General features: G+C 31.6%; 13 protein-coding genes. 10 read left to right on the forward strand and 3 right to left on the reverse strand.

Annotation, left to right across the window (positions count from 1 at the left end):
• Positions 1-5: 5 nt before the first annotated feature.
• Entirely contained in the window at positions 6-2,828 is a 2,823-nt protein-coding gene (locus D1816_RS20830) for a triple tyrosine motif-containing protein (protein ID WP_118505427.1), read from the reverse strand.
• A gap of 628 nt (positions 2,829-3,456) precedes the next feature.
• Here D1816_RS20830 and D1816_RS25870 point away from each other — a divergent pair.
• Complete coding sequence (locus D1816_RS25870; protein WP_158597700.1) at positions 3,457-5,184, forward strand: carbohydrate-binding protein; 1,728 nt, start codon at positions 3,457-3,459, stop codon at positions 5,182-5,184.
• A gap of 95 nt (positions 5,185-5,279) precedes the next feature.
• Positions 5,280-7,442 (forward strand): beta-1,3-glucanase family protein, encoded by a 2,163-nt coding sequence (locus D1816_RS20845; RefSeq protein WP_118505429.1) that lies wholly within the window; start codon positions 5,280-5,282, stop codon positions 7,440-7,442.
• A 66-nt stretch (positions 7,443-7,508) separates the two neighbouring features.
• Here the strand turns inward: D1816_RS20845 and D1816_RS20850 are convergent, their stop codons facing one another.
• Entirely contained in the window at positions 7,509-8,066 is a 558-nt protein-coding gene (locus D1816_RS20850; protein ID WP_118505431.1) for a hypothetical protein, read from the reverse strand.
• A gap of 290 nt (positions 8,067-8,356) precedes the next feature.
• On the opposite strand from D1816_RS20850, the gene D1816_RS20855 reads away from it, so the two are divergent.
• From D1816_RS20855 to D1816_RS20890, 8 genes are all read left to right on the forward strand, one after another.
• Positions 8,357-9,862 carry an aspartate aminotransferase family protein gene (locus D1816_RS20855; protein WP_118505433.1) on the forward strand — a complete coding sequence of 502 codons (1,506 nt, stop codon included), beginning with the start codon at positions 8,357-8,359 and terminating at the stop codon, positions 9,860-9,862.
• A 7-nt stretch (positions 9,863-9,869) separates the two neighbouring features.
• Positions 9,870-11,204 carry a lysine N(6)-hydroxylase/L-ornithine N(5)-oxygenase family protein gene (locus D1816_RS20860; protein ID WP_118505435.1) on the forward strand — a complete coding sequence of 445 codons (1,335 nt, stop codon included), beginning with the start codon at positions 9,870-9,872 and terminating at the stop codon, positions 11,202-11,204.
• Positions 11,201-12,385, forward strand: coding sequence for an MFS transporter (locus D1816_RS20865; protein ID WP_233565215.1), 1,185 nt, complete (start codon positions 11,201-11,203; stop codon positions 12,383-12,385). Before D1816_RS20860 ends, D1816_RS20865 begins: the two co-directional genes overlap by 4 nt.
• A gap of 5 nt (positions 12,386-12,390) precedes the next feature.
• Complete coding sequence (locus D1816_RS20870; RefSeq protein ID WP_118506306.1) at positions 12,391-14,841, forward strand: GNAT family N-acetyltransferase; 2,451 nt, start codon at positions 12,391-12,393, stop codon at positions 14,839-14,841.
• A gap of 16 nt (positions 14,842-14,857) precedes the next feature.
• Positions 14,858-17,302 (forward strand): GNAT family N-acetyltransferase, encoded by a 2,445-nt coding sequence (locus D1816_RS20875; RefSeq protein ID WP_118505439.1) that lies wholly within the window; start codon positions 14,858-14,860, stop codon positions 17,300-17,302.
• A 158-nt stretch (positions 17,303-17,460) separates the two neighbouring features.
• On the forward strand, positions 17,461-18,393 hold the full coding sequence (locus tag D1816_RS20880; protein ID WP_118505441.1) for a sterol desaturase family protein: 933 nt from the start codon (positions 17,461-17,463) through the stop codon (positions 18,391-18,393).
• 5 nt (positions 18,394-18,398) lie between these two features.
• Positions 18,399-19,517 (forward strand): heparan-alpha-glucosaminide N-acetyltransferase domain-containing protein, encoded by a 1,119-nt coding sequence (locus D1816_RS20885; protein ID WP_118505443.1) that lies wholly within the window; start codon positions 18,399-18,401, stop codon positions 19,515-19,517.
• Positions 19,518-19,519: 2 nt separating this feature from the next.
• Positions 19,520-20,350: a crotonase/enoyl-CoA hydratase family protein gene (locus D1816_RS20890; RefSeq protein WP_118506307.1), complete on the forward strand. Its 831-nt coding sequence runs from the start codon at positions 19,520-19,522 to the stop codon at positions 20,348-20,350.
• On the opposite strand, the gene D1816_RS20895 is transcribed toward D1816_RS20890, so the two are convergent.
• Positions 20,347-21,363 carry a helix-turn-helix transcriptional regulator gene (locus D1816_RS20895; RefSeq protein ID WP_118505445.1) on the reverse strand — a complete coding sequence of 339 codons (1,017 nt, stop codon included), beginning with the start codon at positions 21,361-21,363 and terminating at the stop codon, positions 20,347-20,349. The two genes, D1816_RS20890 and D1816_RS20895, sit on opposite strands and share 4 nt — an antisense overlap.
• Positions 21,364-21,446 lie beyond the last annotated feature (83 nt).

Raw genomic sequence — 21,446 nt, forward strand, 5'->3', positions numbered from 1 at the left:
GTTCATTAAATTTCAAGAATGTAGCTTACTAAACTTTGTTTATGTTCCAAAGAAAGTTTTTTTCTTAGTCTATATCGTTTAATCTCGACACTGCGGACAGAGATGTTTAGTAAAGGAGCAATTTCTTTAGAAGATAAGTTAAGCCTTAAATAAGCACAAAACCGCAGATCATGTGGAGTTAATTTTGAATGTTTGGATTTTAGCTTTTTCAAGAAATTTTTATCCACATTATTAAAGGCTTCTTCAAAATATTTCCAATCATCTTTATTGTTGAGGTGTTTGTCAATGATTTTTTCTACATTTTTAAAATTTCCATCTTCAAGTGTAAACTTTTTGAGTTCTTTTTTTATAGTATTTAAAATTTCATTTTTCTTAATAATACTCATTGTAGATGTTGCAAGTTCACGATTTTTACTTTCTAAATCTTGGATCAATTTTTCATTATTCAGTTTCATGATCTCTCTTTCATTTTCTAGTTCTTTAAGTGCAAATTGTTTTTTATTTTCGGTAACCAATTTTAACTTTTGTTTTGTATAATATCGTTTGTATAAATCATGAACTAATAGCAACAAAATAAGAAATGATAAAATATAGATAGCAATAGCTAACTTCGTAAAATACCATGGTCTATCGATCCTAAACTTATATTCTAAGATATTTTTGCTTAAGGTATTACCTGTTTTAGATCTAACCATAAAGTTATATTCTCCAAAAGGTAGGTTTTCAAAAATAACTTTTGAATCAGTGGTCCAGTTGCTCCAATTATTGTAGAATCCATCTAGCTTATATTGAAATTTAGAGATAACATATTTATTATACTCAGGAATTGTATATGAGAAAGCGATTGTATTTAGCTTATACTTAAACTGAGGTGATTTTTGTGACAATGATATGGCCTTAAAAGAAGTGTCTTTGCTTTTTATAGTTATTTTATCCAGTAAAATGGTATATGCTTTAGTGTTGATCTCAGATAGATTCAATGTCATGTATCCATTAGTTCGTCCTAGTAAGTACTTGGTGTCATAAATGTGTGCTACATTTTCAAAACCAACAGTTTCTTTTCTTAAAAATCTAGGAATAGGTATTTTAATGATTTTTAATTCACCAGAAAATTGACTTTGTCTGATATGACTTATATTTTCTTTAGAAAAACCCCATAACCCATCGGTATTGTCTTTTATTAGTTTACCAATCTTATAGTTTTTACCATCCAGAACTTTATTTATAGGGTTTTCTTCTACAAAGGTTTTATTTTTTTTATCATAAAATGTTAATTGTTGTTGGTTAGAATAGATGATATTTTCTTTGTACTTGGTGATGCTAGAATTTAGTCCTCTTTCTATCAAAAAATCATTAGTTACTTCTTGTAGTTCGGTGAATTGTTCGTTAATATTGGCTTTAAAGAGACCTTTATGTTCGTGATTAATCCAAACAGTATTTTTAGAAATTTCTAAATATCTTGAGGAGTAATCAATTCCTTTAATTTTCTGTTTCAGTTTCCATGTTTTGTTTTTCTTTTCCAACAGATAAAGTCCAGTATATGTACCTTGCATTAAATATTGAGGAAACTCTTGGATAGTTTTGAAATTCCATCCTCCCGAAACTGGAGAAATCAATTCTGAAGTATTGTTATGGATAAGAAAAGTACCTGAATCATGACCACAAAATAATTTGTCATCATACACAAAAAGAGACCAAACTTGACCATTTGTACCTTCTACAAACTTAAATTGCTCTTCTTTGTCTATTTTTTTGTAAAAAACACCTTGATTAGTTCCTAAGTAAAGAAAATTTTTAAAAACACTCGAAACATACACTGTTCCAATAGTACCTTTATCATTATTAAAAAGACGAATTGGGGAATTAATATTTATACAATTAATACCATTATCAAGACCTAGCCAAATGTTATTTTCAACATCTTCAAAAATTGATAATATTGTATTGTTATTTAGACCTTTACTTTGATCAATTTGGTATATTAAATCTCCTTTTTCAGAAATATGAATAATTCCTTTGGCTATTGTACCAATAATAAAACTTTTATCTTTTAACTGTATACTGCTATATATTTTACTTTTTTTTAGTAAACTGTCTACAGGAGTTTTCCATTTTTTGATGACCTTATCTGAATACTTGTAAAATCCATGAAGACTAGTAAGTATAAGAACTCCATCATTAGTATTAGCGATATGGATTACTTTATCATTTTTAATTGGCGAAAATTTTGTTAAGAGTTTAGCCTTTCCTTTTTCTATTTTAAAGATTCCCTGATTTTTATCTTGATAATAGATTGCACCACTAACATTAAAAATACCTAGAATACCAGTTTCAGAAGAGATGATGTTAGTTTTTTTAGTATCGATATTATATATATAGATGCTATGAAGGGATTGAAATAGAACCCAATTTTCCTTATGAACTATATGCCAAAACTCTTCATCTTCAATTAACTTTTCTTTTATAGGATCACTTAAAGAGGTGTATTCTAATGTTCCTAAATCGTTTTTTTTCCAAAAACCAAAATTCATATAACAACCTGTATATATACGATCATTAACTGCATTTACAGATCTCATTGCGGTTTTATTTGGCGTAGGGTATACATTCCAATGAAATCCATTAAATTCTAATAATCCAATAGTATTGGCAACATAGATAAATTTATTACTTGTTTGAGAGATAGACCAGTTTTGGGCTTCTGCACCATAATTTTCTGGTAAATAATGTGCTATTGGCGGCAATTCTTGAGATGACGCAATTGTTGAAAGTAGTAGTAAATAGAATAGGTGTATCTTTTTTTGGTAGCTCAAGGTTTTAAAATACATATGAGTAGATATTAGGGTTAAGTATAACAACCAAAAGAATTAGTTTAGTATATCGAGTAAAAATCGATATACTATCGTGATGGCTTTAATATCAGAATTACAAAACAATATAGATTATAAAATTAGCTGAACAACTTAATATTGATGATAAAAGCCAAAATTTAGAAATAAATTAAGTTGGAAAATTTTATGATACAGCAAGTAAATTATAAAATGCAAAAATTACTACAACATTACCTATACAAATGTAATGTCAACCAATACAGTCTATTATCTTAAGAATGGATTAATTGTTTGATTATCATTTTTTTAATGCTTGTTTTTGAAAACGATTTAGATATACATTTTTCTTTTCTTGTTTTGTATATTTTTTGTTGTGGTAGGTTTTAATGTAGGCATATTCTTCTTCCCTAAATTTGTTAAAACCCTTAATTAAGAGATTTAAATGCTGAATAATTTGAGAAAAAGATCAACATCTCAAGAAAGAATTATTCAACATCTTTTTTTGATATAAAGAGAGAATCAAAACGATCTTAATTCATTTTTTTTAAGAACTCTGGATGCAAAAGTACAATTTGACACCAGACAATAATACCCTTAACGTAACTAACTTAATCACACAATTTATATGAAAGCAATTAAAATTTTATTCTTTATTAGTTTTTTTTTAACACTACATTCTAATGTTAGATCTCAAAATTGGGATCTGGTTTGGCAAGATGAATTTACTAATGGAATCAGTCAAGATTGGGTCTTTGAGACCGGAAATGGTTCATCCGGATGGGGTAATAATGAATTACAATATTATCGAAGAGAAAATGCAACTGTAGAGAATGGTAATCTTATCATTACCGCTAAAAAAGAAAATTTTGGTGGATATAAATATACTTCTGCCAGAATGAAAACGCAGGGTAAAAAAAGGTTTAGATATGGTAAAATAGAAGCAAGAATAGCTTTGCCATCAGGACAAGGCTTATGGCCCGCGTTTTGGATGCTTGGTAGTAATATTTCATCTGTAGGTTGGCCAGCTTGTGGAGAAATAGATGTAATGGAACACATAAATAACTCACCCGATGTTCATGGTACAATACATTGGCAGGATAATAATGGTAATTATGCTAATTATGGAGGACATACTGCTGTGAACGTAAATAATTATCATGTATATGCTATAGAGTGGAACGAAAATGAGATTAAATGGTTTATTGATGGAAATCAATATCATGAAGTTAATATCAGTAATGGTATTAATGGGACAAGTGAATTTCAGAATGAATATTTTTTATTACTCAATTTAGCAGTTGGTGGTAACTGGCCTGGATTTTCGATTGATGATGGCAAATTACCTGCTCGCATGGCAGTAGATTATGTACGCGTTTATCAAGTTAAAGATAACCCTCCTTCAACAGGAGCAGCTACTATTTACCAACATTGCTCGTATGGAGGATATGCTGTAAGTTTAGAAAAAGGCAACTATACAAGAGATCAATTAATTGGGTTAGGAGCAATAGATAATGATATTTCTTCAGTAAAAGTGAAATCGGGATATCAAGCTACGTTATACTTTGATGATAATTTTTCGGGAAAGTCAATTATAAAAACAGGTAATACTAATTGTCTTGTGAACGACGGGTTTAATGATCAAGTTACTTCTATTATTGTTTCTAAATTGGGAGATAATGGGTCTAGCCAAGTAATCGAAGCAGAAAATTATACCTCTATGTCCGGTGTTCAAAACGAAAATTGCTCAGAGGGCGGTCAAAATGTTGGGTATATTGATACTGGAGATTGGATGGCATATAACGACATTAATTTCCCTACTTCTGGAAGTTATAATATTGAGTATCGCGTGGCAAGTGCTATCAATGGAGGGAGATTATCAACTGATATTAATGCAGGAACAACTGTTTTGGGACAACTCAATATTCCAAATACGGGAGGATGGCAAAATTGGATAACGATTTCTCATTCAGTTATGATAAATGCTGGTACCTATCCTTTGGGGATATATGCAGTTTCTGGAGGGTTTAATGTGAATTGGATAAAAATAACAAAAGAAACCAATAAGAAAACTTTTGATTCAATTTCAATCCACAATCAAAAATTAACTCAAGAAGAAAAGAAACTAAGTACTACTTCGGTATACCCAAATCCTTTTACAGATGTGATTCAATTAGACTTTAATGCAAATACGGCAAATATTGTTATTCATGATAACTTGGGCCATACTATGATTCCTTCAAAAAATATTGCATCTGGAAAAACAATTAACCTTTCTAGTCTTAAAAAAGGAGTGTATCTAATTACGATAGAAATAGATGGACTTAAAGAAATAAAGAGAATAGTTAAGAAATAATTTCTATTTGTAATAAAAATCTCTCATTTATTCTATTAATAAGTGCAGACACTTAGATCTTAAAACCAATCAACATAAATTTAAAATGCAAGAAAATGAAAACCAATTATAATACCATTAACAAGAATACTATTATTATAGTATTAATCGGATTACTGATTTCATTTGGGACCGTACTTCAGGCACAAACTTTACCTTATGAAATTATTAATAATTCAGAATACTCAGATGACGAACTGTATGTCGCTATTGTGGGAATAACAGACGGTCACGTGTGGGTTGATGCCGCTACTGGGCAAGTAAATCGAATGGATAGATCTGATAATACTGTTCAGGGACCTGTAATTGATGGTAATCAAGGTCCAGGAGAGAATGGAAAATATGCCAATTGTTTTCGTCGATTAAGTGATATTCCAAATAAAACAGTCCAGATTCCTAAGATTGCAGGGTGTCGAATTATGATTTCATTTAAAGACCAATTATATCTTTACTTTTTTGGACATTCAGGCGCTCCTAGTGGATATTCTGCTCCTAATCTTGCAAATCCAACAGATCCGAATCAAGGAATCAAATTCGAATTAATCGAGCTTACGTATAATGATATAGGTCTTTGGTGTAATACATCTAGAGTAGATTCTTATCAATATCCTATGGGGCTTGAAGTTTGGGGAGATAATTTTTATAAAAAAGTAGGAGAGTTAAAGAAACACAATGACATTTTAAATCAGTGGCAAGAATCTGCCCCTAGTGATTTTAAAAGCCTATTAAATCCGTCAGAAAGCATAATTCATTTTCCAACAAAAGTAGAAACGTTTCCTAAAAACTTTATGGATGGTTATATTAATGATATTTGGTCTAAGTATTCAAATCAAGAACTTGCTTTTACATCAGATGCTGGTATTTGGAGAGGAAAAGTAGAAGGAGGCAATCGATTTGTGTTTAGACGGGATAGTGATGGTCAGATCGGTACTATTTCAGGAAAACCAACGACAATAGAGGCAATGGAAGGAAGCGGGGTAATGGCCTCAGGACAACGATGGGATTTGGTAGTACAATCACAAATGGTAGCGGCGATCACGCGACATGCAGTTGATCTTAATGTACCATCTGGAGTATTGCAAGATTTTGGGGATACGTCCAAATATTATCAAACATGGCCATACAATTGGTATTCTAAATTTTTTCATCAAACCGATATTAGTTTTGAAAGTCAAACATATACATTTGCCTATGATGATGTGTATAATCAATCAGCAACGATACATACGCCAAAGCCTGAGAATATAAAAATAACTATAGGTGGTCTTATTGGAAGTACAGATCCTAACCCCCCGACAGGAGTAGCTACGATATATCAAGATTGCTCGTATGGTGGATATGCTGTAGGATTAGGTGAGGGTAGGTATACAAGAAGTCAGTTACTAGCATTAGGGGTGAGAGATGATGATATATCTTCAGTAAAAGTACAAGTCGGGTATCAAGCTATACTATGTTTCGATGATAACTTTACAGGCACTTCAATTGTAAAAACAGGTGATACAAATTGTCTTGTTGCCGATGGCTTTAATGATCAAGTAACTTCTATTATCATTTCTAAAACCAGCACGGGAGGATATAGTCAGGTAATTGAAGCAGAAAACTATCTTTATATGTCTGGTGTCCAGAATGAAAATTGTTCAGAAGGAGGACAAAACGTTGGATATATTGATAAAGACGATTGGTTAGTTTGGGATATCAATATTCCTGTACGTGGATCATATACTGTTGAATATCGGGTTGCAAGTCCAAATAGTACTGGAATGATCCAATTAGAACAAGCGGGGGGAGCTTCAGTTTTTGGAACACGTACAGTGCCTAATACCGGAGGGTGGCAGAACTGGACTACAGTTGTACATGTGGTTACATTAGATGCAGGACAGCAAGAGATCGCAATCAAGGCATTAACTGGAGGTTGGAATATTAATTGGCTCAAAGTTAGTAGCAGTGCTAAGATGTTGAATGAGATTGATGCCAATAAGGCTAAAAAACAAGAATGGGTAATTTACCCTAACCCTTTTACAAATGAGATTAGCTTAGATTTTGTAGGTAAAGATGCAAGTATTACCATTTTTGACACTTTGGGACATGAGATAGTACCTGCTACTATAATTAATAGAAATAAGCCTGTAATACTTTCTAATCTTAGTAAAGGAGTATATATTGTTAGAATCAATATTGATGGCAAAGTTTCAACAAAGCAGTTAATTAAGACAAATTAAAAACATACTAAAAATACAAGGTTCTCAAGAAATAGAGAACCTTGTATGATTTTTAACTCAACATTATTATTTACATGGTTTGCCATAGGCACGATATTTCCATAGTAAAAAGTCTGTACCATCGGTATAAAAGTAATAGCCTTTATCTTTAGCTTTAGACCATTTTCTATACTTCCACCCATATTTTTGCCGTGCTTTCTTTGACCAAGACATTCTAGCTCTGGATCTACCAAGTGCCTTAATTCTTGAATGCGTTAATCGGCTTACGACATTAGATTTACAGTTGCTTCCTGCTTTTGCATAATCATCTTCGAAATTTGTTTTTGGGTCAATACCTCTTAAGCCTTCTTTTATTTCTTCTTCAAGTAAAGCTCTCTCTCTATCATTAGTATTTCTAAGACTTTTTTCAAATTCTGAGTAACTCATGATATCAGGATCTTCAATATCTCTTAAAACCGTAACAAAATTAGCATACAAAGCAGATACAGAAGCTTTGTTTTGATCAGTTAACTCTTGGGTTACTGGTGATTGCTCCTCTAAGGTAGCATCATGTTCGCAGGCATAAAAGATGAATGAAGCTAGAAATACAAAGAAGTATTTTTTTAAGTTGATTGGTGTTCTCATGTTTTTATTTTTTTAGAATTGGCTCAAAAGTATATGCAGGTACATTTTAAAAGTCCGAAATCTTTGAGTTTCAAAGATTTCGGACTTTATATCAGGTTTTTACCCCTAATAAAAATGAACAAATAGAGATTTGTTCTTAATTGTTTTTAAAAAAAGATGATTTATAATTTTTAGTATAAGAAACTCCTAAATTCATTTCTACGTCATTTTTTATCCTAGATACGTCATCATTTTATTTTTATAAGGTTCTATTTTCGCAAAGCTTATTTAGATCAAATAAAAATAAAAATATGCTCCTAGAAACTCAAACTGACTTAATATCCAATGTTGACATTGATCACTTTTTCGATGCGCATTCCAAATACACCTATGAAGAATATGCTCAGAAGGCAATTCAGTATGTATCTTCTTTTTTGAATACTGATAAATTCTTTAGTGGTGAATCACCAAGTAATTTAAGGTCTAAAGTAGATTTAATTAAGGCAGATGCTAACATTAAGTTATCAATAGATGAAGCACTTTTAGAAATTAAAGAACTGTATCTTGATCATACAATCGCTTTTCATCATCCAAATTATGTTGCACACCTAAATTGTCCAGTTCTTCTTCCTGCGTTAATAGGAGATTTTATAGCATCTTCGGTTAACACAGCTGTTGAAACGTGGGATCAAAGTACCTCGGCCACATTAATTGAACAGGAAATGATTAGGTGGATTACTTCTAAAATGGGATTACCTTCTTCATCAGATGGAGTATTTACCAGTGGCGGAACCCAATCGAACTTTATGGCATTGCTCATGGCAAGAGATCACTACGCTTTTAAGCATTATGGACTAAACCTTAAAGAAAACGGATGGTCAGATGTTGTCGGTAAATTTCGATTCTTTTGCTCAGAAAAATCACATTTTAGTATTAAAAAAAATGCAGCCCTTATGGGGATGGGGTATGATGCTGTAATTCCTATTGCAACCGATGAACGAATGAAAATGAAGCCCAATGCTTTAGTACAGGCAATAGAAAAAGAAAAACAATTAGGTAATATTCCAATTGCAATTATAGGTACAGCAGGAACAACAGATTTTGGAAGCTTTGACCCCTTATCTACTATTTCGAAAATTGCAAAAGAATACGACATCTGGTTTCATGTAGATGGTGCTTATGGTGGCTGTTATGTACTTACCGATACTCATAAGCATCTATTTAATGGAATTGAATTGGCAGACTCCATTACGATTGATTTTCATAAAACAATGTTTCAACCCGTTTGTTCTAGTGCTTTTTTAACAAGAGATACTAAACACTTTAAGTACATATCCTATTATGCCGATTATCTAAATCCTTTAGAACATAGAGATGAAGAGTGCCCAAACCTAATCGAAAAATCAATTCAGACTACCCGTAGATTTGATGCACTAAAATTATGGTTTACGTTAAAGATGACGACCGAAAAAACTATTGGTTCTTTTCTTGAAAAAGTACATTGGCTCGCATTAGATCTATACCATAGTATTAAAGATGACGATAACTTTGAAATCGCTCATAAACCAGAACTAAGCACACTAGTTTTTCGATATAAAGCAAATGGAGTAGACGAAGATACAATTCATAATACGATAAATCTATACATCAAAAATACATTGTTTAAATCAGGTCAAGCCTCTATTGCAAGTACAAAATTAAATGATAAAACTTACTTGAAATTTACATTACTCAACCCTAAGAGTACTATAAATGACTTATTAAGCATCATTGCAATGATTAAGGAAACCGGGAATAATTATAAATCAAGTAACTAATTGGATTATGAAACTGAAAAAAGAAACAATATTAGACTTTATAGCTATTGGAGTAGGACCTTTTAATTTAGGTTTAGCATGTTTAACAGATACAATTACCGATGTAAACGGGATTTTTCTAGATAAAAAAGAAAAATTTGATTGGCATCCTGGCATGTTACTAGAAGATACCACCTTGCAAATCCCATTTATGGCAGATTTAGTTACTCTCGCCGATCCAACAAATCCATATAGTTTTCTAAATTATAGTAAAGAACAAGGACGAATTTACTCCTTTTACATACGAGAAAACTTCTTATTACTTCGAAATGAATATAATCATTACTGTCAATGGGCAATCCAGAAATTATCTAATGTTTATTTTCAGACAGAAGTCACAGAAATAGTATATAATGAAGAAGAAGAGTATTACGTGGTGTTTTCAAGATGTACAAAAACTAATGAACAAAAAGTATATAAAACACGTAAGTTAGTATTAGGGACAGGAACGCAGCCCATAGTGCCAAGTTGTTGTAGGGATTTAAAAGGAAAAGCAATTCATTCTTCATCTTACCTTAATCATAAAGCAAGCCTACAGTCTAAAAAATCAATTACTGTTATGGGCAGCGGCCAAAGTGCTGCTGAGATATTTTATGACTTGCTTCAAGATATTGATAATAAAGGGTACGAATTAAATTGGATCACACGATCTCCTCGGTTTTTTCCTTTAGAATATGCAAAACTGACTTTAGAGATGACATCTCCTGAGTATGTGGATTACTTCTATAGTTTACCTGCTGAAAAACGTGATGGCCTTATAAAAAATCAAAAACATTTGTATAAAGGCATAAATCAGGATTTAATTGCTAATATTTTTGATTTGATATACACCAAGCAGCTTATGACTAAGGTAAACATTAACCTTAGAACGAATTCTGAATTGCAAAAAGCTACATATGATGATACTTCAGAGAATTTTCATTTAGAAATACATCAACATGAAGAAGACAAATATTACCGTCATGAAACCGAAAGTCTCGTATTAGCCACAGGATATCAATATCAAGAACCTCAGTTTACTCAAGGAATAACAAATCGTATTGCCAGGGATAAAAAAGGAAGATTTGATGTACATCGTAACTATGCGATTGATCATAAGGGTACGGATATTTTTGTGCAAAACGTAGAACTACACACCCACGGATTTGTTACTCCTGATTTAGGAATGGCTTGTTATCGTAATTCATATATCATTAAAGAACTTACAGGAAAAGAATATTATCCAATCGAAAAACGAATTGCTTTTCAACAATTTGAAGTTACAAAAGAGGAAGAAATAAAGGTAGAACACGCTGTTGTATGAAACGATTTCTAATCATTATGACATTAGTAGCAGTAGTAAGTGATTATTTACTTCATCCTTTCTATCCAGAATTTTTTGAAACTCGTTTTGGTGTTTCAAACCCTAAGTATGTGGGGTATTATTTTGCAGCCATTTGTTTTATGGTAATGATTGCATTTCCGATTTGGGCCTACATTTCTAAAAGGATAGAAGAACTAAGGATCTTAGTATATACGCAATGCATTGCAGGAATGTTAGCACTCTGTTGTTATTGGACAACTTCATACATCAACTTTTGGATCATATCCTTAGTTATGATTTTATTTAAAGGCAGCTATTTGTTAGTGTATCCATATATCTTAAAAATTATCACCAAAAAAGAACATCCAGATACAATTGGATTATTGTCTGTTGTGGTGCATTTAGGGGGTATTTTGGGTGCAGTTATTGGGGGGTTAACGGTGGATTTAGTAAATGCTAGTTATATTTTTTTAATTATGGCAGCGGGTGACTTTATCCAAATGGGGATGAGTTATTATATGTTAACTAGTAAAGAGTATCATACTGCAAAACCTATTCCTGTACATGAAGATCATGCTCCGCATAAGACAAGAAAAATACCAAAAGGATTCATACTTAAAATAGGTGTTATAACCATGATTCTCTATTTCAGTGATTTTCTAATTCGTCCTTTTTTTGCAAGCTATTGGGAGCATATTTCAGGATACGATTCAAAATTTCTTTCAGGAACAATGTATGCAATTCCAGGATTTGTAGCACTTATAGCCCTGTGGGTAAATTCGAAAAAAAAATCAGGAGATAATGGATTTCAAGGTGTTATTTCCATATTACTACTAGGTGTTTTGGGATTGTTATTGCAGGGTACACCTGTTTTAAGTGTTGTAATTATAGGTAGGATTATATATGGCTGGGCCATTTTTCAAGGGGTAGTAAAATTTGATGTTTTGCTATTTAAATTTAGTACCCCAGAATCATACGCAATTGACTATAGTAAAGTTCATTTTTTCCAAAACTTTGGAGTCCTAGTATCATCCTTTTTTGTTGGAATAGTAGTCGAAAACCAAGGATTAAAGATTCCATTTTTTATTGCTTTAGCTGGTTTTGTTGTCACTTTGGTACTTTACTATTTGCTCTTCAATTTAGAAATGAAACTAGCCGTAAAAAGATTGGTAAAAACATGAGATTCATGACAGACTTTAACCACAAAAATATAACTACTAACAAACAGTATTTGTTTTCTAAATCTATTGAAGGTTTAGGAGAAATAAAAATAAGACGGTTTAGGATAACTGATGATAGTAGTTTATTACACCAATGGGTTAATATGGATTATGCCATTTTTTGGGGAATGCAAGGTTTTTCATTACAAGAAGTAGAACTTGAGTATGCCAAGTTAATGCAACCTGACCATTATGATGTATTTATAGGAGTTTATAAAGATCAACCCGTTTTTTTATTAGAACGATACGATCCACAACAAGATGATATCAAAAACTTCTATAAACCTCAAAATGATGATTGTGGAGTTCATATTATAGTAGCCCCTCCAGTAGTTCAAATACCAAATTTTACTTGGTATTTATTTAATACAATAATGGATTTTGTGTTTAAAGATTTAAATATAAATAGAATATTAATTGAGCCCGATATAAGAAACAAAAAGATGTTTGCCTTATGCCAACGAATAGGATTTCGGTTAGATAAAATAGTCGAGTTACCACATAAAACTGCACAATTGGCTTTTTTGTCAAGAGAGCAATATAAAAAACACATAGTAGTACCACAAATCAATAAAAGAAGTGCAATGAATACCTTAGATAATTCAGTTTCTCCTCAACAATCTATTGCCCATTTGCAACCAGAAGTATGGGTAAAAGTAAATACATTATTTATCACTAAAGCAATTTGTGAATTCAATCATGAATTGCTTATCAAACCTGAGATTTTAGATACACTAGAAGGAGGTTGGAATAGTTATGTTTTAAAATCTGATGTTCCTACAATACACTATCAATTTCTTGGAAAACCATTGGCATTAAATCACCTATGGATAGATCAATCATCAATTAAAAAATATGAACAAAGTGAATCTGTAAAGCTAGATGGAGTTTTATTTATAAAAGAATTCAGGAAACAACTTGGTATTAAGAATGATCAAATGCCGGTGTATTTAGAGGAGGTTATAAGTACATTATATGGTAGTGCTTTTAAGTATTTAAAAGGAAACCCAAAAGTAAACGAATTAGTTAATGCAGATTTTCAAACTATTGAACAATCTATGACCGAGGGGCATCCTGGATTTGTTGCTAATAATGGCCGTATTGGATTTGATAGTAGTGACTATAGAGCTTATGCTCCAGAGGCAGGAAATTCCTTTTCTATCGTATGGTTAGCAGGGCATAAAAATTGTACCGTTTATTCTGCAACCAAAGATTTACCATATCAAAAATTAATTGAACAAGAATTAGATAGTGATTCCATTAATACATTTCAGAATATTATAAAGAAAAGAGGTTTAAACCCGGATGATTATTTTTTGATTCCAATGCACCCTTGGCAATGGTTTAATAAATTAGCAAATATATTTTCTCCAGAAATAGCGACAGAAAACCTTATTTGTTTGGGGTATGGTCCGGATCAGTATTTCGCACAGCAATCAATAAGAACTTTATTTAATAGTACAAACCCACATAAGTTTTATACCAAGACTGCATTATCAATTTTAAACATGGGATTTATGAGAGGCTTGCCATTGTATTATTTAGGCACAGCACCCAAGATGGCTATTTGGTTAAATGAGTTGTTATATAATGATCCGTTTATTGAGGAAACAGGATTTAAAATGCTTGGTGAGATTGCATCAATTAGTTATGTAAATCCTTATTTCGAAGAGTTTGGTGGGCATAATGATTATAATAAAATGTTAGCATCATTATGGAGAGAAAGCCCAGTAAATTTTATTAAAGATGAACAACAATTAATGACAATGGCAGCCTTTTTACATATAGATCATTGTGGAGAAGCATTATTGCCAAAAATAATTAAGAAGTCTGGATTATCTACAAAAAGGTGGTTAAGCAAATACTTTAAAGCTTATTTAAGTCCCTTACTACATTGCTTTTATCATTTTGACTTAGTGTTTATGCCACATGGCGAAAACCTAATCATGGTATTAGAAAATCATGTTCCGGTAAAAGCATTATTAAAGGATATTACTGAAGAGGCCTGTATCCTTAACCCTGAAGTTGTTTTACCAAAATCTTTAAAAAGAATGTATGCATCTGTGCCCGAAGATGTAAAACTACTTTCAATATTCACAGATATTTTTGACGGCTTCTTTAGGTTCATGTCTCATATTTTAGTTGAGCATGCAAACTTTACAGAAATACAGTTTTGGGAGACAGTAGCCGAAAATATTTATGAGTATCAAGATCGTTACCCTGAACAGGAAGAAAAATTTAAGCGCTATGATCTATTTGCTCCTGATTTTCATTTGTCTTGTTTAAATAGGCTTCAATTAAACAACAATAAACAAATGATAGACCTTGACGACCCAGTAGCTTTATTGCAGTTTATGGGCAAATTAAAAAACCCTATTGCCGCATATAAAAGAGACAAAACAAAGGTGATATCTTAATCAAGATTGTGTAAAAATGAAAGATACTTTAAATATATCAAATGCGGTTTACTCTAGATCAATAGACAATTTTGGCACTATTTATTTAAGACATCTTGATTTTGAAAGAGATCTTAAAATCATTCATGATTGGGTAACAAGGCCATATGCTTCCTATTGGGGAATGCAAAACAAATCTCTTGAAGATGTTCAGACAGAATATGCAAAATTAGTTTCCATTAAAAATTATGATGTTTTTATCGGAACCTGGAACGACGAACCTATTTTCTTGATGGAAAAATATAAAGCTTCTAATGATCGAATATCTCAATATTATGATGTAGAAGATACAGACTACGGCATGCACATTCTGGTAGCTCCTCCTAAACATAAAATCTCTGGTTTTACATGGAATGTGTTTAGTACAGTAATAGAATACTTTTTCTCTCAACCTTATATCAATAGAATAGTTGTAGAACCTGATACTGCGAATAAAAAAATTCATGTTTTAAATAAAAAAGCAGGTTTCTCATACCATAAAGAAATTGAATTACCCGAAAAGCGAGCAGCGTTAGCATTTTGCGATAGAAAACAATTCAATGAAGCTAAAAGATATTTACGCACAAAACTATTACCAACCAACTTAAACACCAATACCGATACCCTATCTGCCATGACCCATCTAAATCCCCAAATATGGAAAAAAGCCAACATAGCCTTAGTCTGTAAAGCTATTGGCGAATTTGCCCATGAACTTATATTGGTTCCTCAAAAAATTAATAGGGGAGAGCACTTTAATACCTATCGTTTGGTTGCCGATATCCCCGAAATATACTATGAATTTAATGCAAAGATAAGATCTCTAGATCATTGGGATATTCAAGAAGGTTCAATTACAAAATATAACAATGGTAAGTCAAAAAAAATAGATGCTTTTGAATTTATTGTAGAGTTCAGAAATACACTAAAAATATCCGAGCATTTATTGCCAAATTATTTGGAAGAAATTTCAAGTACACTTTTTAGTGCTGCATATAAATTAGAAAATCAAGAATTTTCATCTAAAGAATTAGTAAAGTGTTCTTTTCAGGTAATAGAACATGCAATGACAGAGGGACACCCATGTTTTGTTGCTAATAATGGTCGGATCGGATTTACCGGCGGAGACTATATGAAATATGCCCCAGAAACTAATCAACCATTTAAATTAATATGGCTTGCTGGACATAAAAGTAAAACAACATATACAGCCACAAAAAAATATGAATATAAATCACTAATGCATAAAGAACTTGGTGTGAGTACTATCGCAAGATTTAATTCAAAATTAGAAGCAAAAGGATTAGATTTTGAATCGTATATATTTATTCCGGTGCATCCCTGGCAATGGAATAACAAAATTCTGCAAATTTTTTCTGCAGATATAGCAGATCAAAATCTTGTTTTTTTAGGAGAGAGTGAAGATAAGTACACCGCTCAACAGTCGATACGAACATTGTATAATGTGAGTAACCCTAAGAAGATGTACACAAAAACCGCGCTATCCATTCTCAATATGGGTTTTATGAGAGGTCTTTCTCCTTATTATATGAAAAGTACTCCGCATATAACCGACTGGATTACCAAGCTGTTGGCAAATGATAATTACTTGATTGAAAATGGTTTTTGCATGTTAGGTGAGGTCGCAACTGTAGGTTTTCAAAATACCTATTATGAAGTACTTGGTAAAACAAATGCGCATAACAAAATGTTGTCGGCTTTATGGAGAGAGAGCCCACATTGTAAAGTTACAAATAGTCAACAGTTAATGACTATGGCTGCTTTGTTGCACACTGATAAAAATGAAGATTCTTTACTGGTAGCATTTATAAACTCATCACCTTTTAATACAACAATGTGGTTACAAAAATACTTGGATGCATATCTAAGTCCATTATTACATTGTTTTTACGCATACGGGTTTGTTTTTATGCCTCATGGCGAAAATATAATCATGGTCTTAGAAAATAACACTCCAGTTAAAATTCTTATGAAAGATATAACCGAAGAAGTTATTGTTTTTAATCCCGAACTAGACCTACCGGCAAAGGTAAAACGACTGTATACCGAAACTTCAGACAGAATGAAAACTCTTACGATTTTTACAGATGTATTTGATTGTTTTTTCAGATTTATGAGTTCGATTTTAGAAAAAAACTTAGACTATTCAGAAGACTTATTTTGGGAGCAAGTGGCAAAATGTATTCATACATATCAAGCCCGTTATCCGCAATTGCAATCAAGCTTTGAGAGATATGATCTTTTTGTTTCTGAGTTTGATAGGTGTTGTCTTAATAGATTACAATTAAAGAATACTAAACAAATGCTAGATCTTAGTGATCCTATCGAAAGCCTTGAATTAGTGGGGGCATTAAAGAATCCAATTGCAAAGTTTAGAAATAAATTATCAAATAATGTTGAAAAAGAATTTCAAAAGCTCTAAAGGTAGAGATAATCAGAATTTAAAGCAGCAAATTGATAAAGGCAAAAAACTAAACTAAAAAAACTAATTACCAAAGCTTTAAAGGAACATGAAAAGACAATCCGAACGGTCACTAACGAGAGAAATTAAAAATTTAGAAAAACAAAACGATAATAGATATGAATGACTGGATTCAGCTACTGTTCTCTAAGTTTCAAAGTGTTTCAGGGGTTCTTATTATAATATTAGTTATTGTAGAATGGAGTATTCTTTTTTTTACCAGAAAAATAGAAAGTAATAAAGAAGGTTTTGTAAATATTTTGTCATACGTATTACAGACTATACCGTATGTTTTTTTTGGTAAAGTCCTAATTTTAGGAACAATGATGTGGGTATATGAATATCGTCTATTTACATTAGGATATAACTGGTATATATGGGTTTTAGCTTATTTTGTATATGATTTTATGTTTTATGTACTGCATTATATAGGACATAAAGTTCGTTTTTTTTGGTGCATACATGGTGTACATCATACCGCAGAAGAGATGAAGTTAACCGTGGCTGTAAGAGGATCTTTTCTTATTTTCTTACATATGCCGCATACCGTTTTATGGCTTCCAATTTTTGGTTTTGATCCTTTTATGATTTTTATTATCGAATTAATCGCCGCTTTATATGGTTTATATGGACATGCAAGCGAAAAATTGGTTGGTAGACATGTTTGGTTAGAGCATATTTTGATTACTCCTTCTCTACATAGAGTACATCATGCAAAAAATCACAAATATCTTGACACAAATTACGGAGAAACATTTTCTATTTGGGATAGGATGTTCGGTACTCTTCAAAAAGAATTAGATAGTGATAAACCAATATACGGACTTATGGGAGATAGTATAGACAGTAAAAGTATATGGCAAATACAAGTAGTATTATGGACAGAACTTTGGAGAGATATTAATAATGCTTCAAAATGGACTGATAAAGTTAAGTACATTTTTATGCATCCTGGATGGAATCACATTGACGGAGGGAAAAAAGCAACAGAGTATAGGCTAGAGGCCTTATTAAAAGATGCTGTTAACAAAAAACAGAACGTTACAAATTAATAATAATGGATAAAACAACAAATCGAATATTAGCAATAGACCTAGCACGTGGGATAAGTGTATTAATGGTAGTTATAGTACATACACTTTGGATTTATGGAGATATACACACGCAATCCGAGACATGGTTGGGGTCCATTATTCATCTTATAGGAAAAGGAACTCCTATGTTTTTAATAGCAATGGGGGTGTCATTTACCTTATCGCGAAATCAAAGCATAATACTTTCTATAAAAAGGGCCTTGTATATTTTGGGGATAGGGTATTTTATGAATTTCATGAAATTTATTTTACCTGTTTTGGTGGATACTGTACCCGATAATTTTATTGCGGCCTATGGCTGGACAAAACCAGTGACTCTAGATAATATGTTATATATGCTAGGAACAGGTGATATTTTACAATTAGCAGGGGTTTCTTTGCTATTTATGGGAATCATTAATCGATTTTCAAAAAACAAATTTGTACCCGTTGTACTGGCATTAATTATAGCAGTATTTTCAAAAGAAATACATGGTTTTCGATTAGGGATAAAAGGCGTTGATTACATTTTAGATTTATTATGGGGTGCAGAGTGGAATGTTTATTTTGCTTTATTTCCTTGGTTTTCTTTTATCCTTATAGGTATGTTCTTTGGGATGTGGTACAAAGAGCAAAATAGGAGCAATAAATATTTATTTAACAGAATGGGAATTGCAGGGATTGTATTAATGCTCTTAGGAGGAGGGCTGTGTATCTATAATTTTACATATCATTTCGGAGATTATTTTCATTTAGGACCTGGCGGGACAATTTATTTAGCCGGTTTTAATTTAACGTTACTATGGCTAACCAATCTCTTGGTTACTAGAATAAAAAAAAATAAGGTTTTTGAGTTTTTTTATTATTGCAGTAAACGCGTGACCACTATTTATGTGATCCAATGGGTTATTATTTGTTGGGGGATGGGATTTTTAGGATATCAACAGTTCGGTGTGACCGGTGTATTGGTACTTATTCCTATTAGTATATTGGTAACATTAGGTATTCAAAAAATAGTGCTTGATAGTTGGCTAATGTCAAAAGGTTCTAAAAGACAAAGCATCAAAAATTCTAAAAAAGAAGCAATAGTTCAAAAAACATGATTATGCGAGAATTTGATTGTATTACAGTAGATTATTTTAAACATGAAGAGCTTTTGTTATGGAAAATAAAAGATACAGGAATGCCAAACTTTTGTTTAAAAGGACTTCAAGAGTTTAAAGAATTTAGTGAATGGGTGCAAGATTTTTTTTCTCATCCAAATCGTCCTTTGAAATTTATAGTATCAGCCTCTGAGCATAAAGGAGTCTATAATATGGGAGGTGATTTACCATTTTTTTTGAATAATATTAAAAATAAGAATATTAGTAAATTACAAGAATATGCGCATTTATGTATCGATGCGATGTATACCATGTACACCTCTTTTAATTTACCAGTGATTACAGTTGCTCTATTAGAAGGCAATGCCTACGGAGGAGGGTTTGAATTTGCGCTTGCTCATGACTTTATGATAGCGACAGAAGGAGTTAAATTAGGATTACCTGAAAATAAATTTAATTTATTTCCAGGAATGGGAGCTTACAGTCTGCTATTTCGTAAATTAAATACCGTAGATGCTGATAGAATTATCCGCAGTGGAAAAGTATTTAATGCTAGATATTTTGAATCCTTGGGGCTTATCAATACAATAGCAGAAAAAGAATCGGCTATGGTGGGACTACATAGTTTGGCAAAAAAACTTAATGAAAGATTTAATTTTGAATATTACCATAGTATTTGTAAGAAAAAGGTTTTTCCCTTAAAAAAAGAAGAACTAATCGAGATTACCGATGTTTGGGTGGATGCATGTATGAAAATTAGTAATTTAGACCTTCGCAGAATGGAGATTTTAGCCAAAGCACAATTTCGAAAGTCAAAAGTTTTAATCAATTAATTTTTTTCAGAAATACCCTTGTCTCTGTATTTTTTTGGAGTAATACCCGCTATTTTTTTAAATGCAGCCGTAAAGTGTGTAGAATTTTTATATCCTACATGTTCTGAAATTTCATAAATAGGTTTCGAACTGTGATGTAAAAGCTCTTTGGCTTTATTCATACGTTGTTCGGTAGCATATTCAAAAATTGTTTGACCAAAAACTCTTTTAAATTCCTTTTTTAATACAAAATCATTTAATCCAATTTTTCTAGCTAATAATGGTATCGAATATTGTATAGAAAGATCTGACGAAATTAAAAATTGTGTTTGATATAGTTTTTTAACGAGGTGATCTGTTTGAATTGAAACTTTTGGATTAGAGACTTTTTTTGAGTCAAGTTTTAATGCGATTAATTCTAAGGTTTTAGATTCTAAAAATAAACGTTTTAATAATCCTTTACGTTGGTCTAGTAAAATTTGAGTTAATATTTCCTGAGTTTTTGTACACAAAGGCATTGTAAAACCATTTTGTAGATTTTTTAATGCGAATCGTTCAAGAATATTATAAGATTCATTAAGACGATGCCTTTGGATAAATGTCGTATCCATTCTAATTTTTATCTCTTTTAAACGTTTGCGTTTATGATAAGCAATAGAGCCACTTACCTCAGGAACATATATAAGATAACATTCTTGACTTTCATAAATGATGTCATTAGTATTGTTATCAATAGAGATGATCTGTTCTCCTTCTATTAAAAAAGAAAGTTCTAAGAATTGTTTAGATAAATAACCATGAATTACAAAGTCTTTTTTTAAAATAGCATCAAATAGACTTATATGTAACCCATCAAATTGATGATATTCAAAATATCCAACTCCATAGGTATCTAAAAATTTAAATTTTTTTGAAATAAGCCCACACTCTTCTTGAGTTGTTAATAATTGAGAGATAGCGTATAGACTACATTTGTTTTTCAGGTTTTTGGTTTCGGTTTTAAGCGACGTTTTTTTACGTCTTTTTTTATCCATAATACGTCATTTTTCTCTTTCTGTAGACAGTAATTTTGCAACTAAGTTTATTTAGACCAAATATAAATAATAATTATAAAGTC

The organism is Aquimarina sp. AD10, from assembly GCF_003443715.1.
In the GTDB taxonomy this organism is placed as follows: Bacteria; Bacteroidota; Bacteroidia; order Flavobacteriales; family Flavobacteriaceae; genus Aquimarina; species Aquimarina aggregata.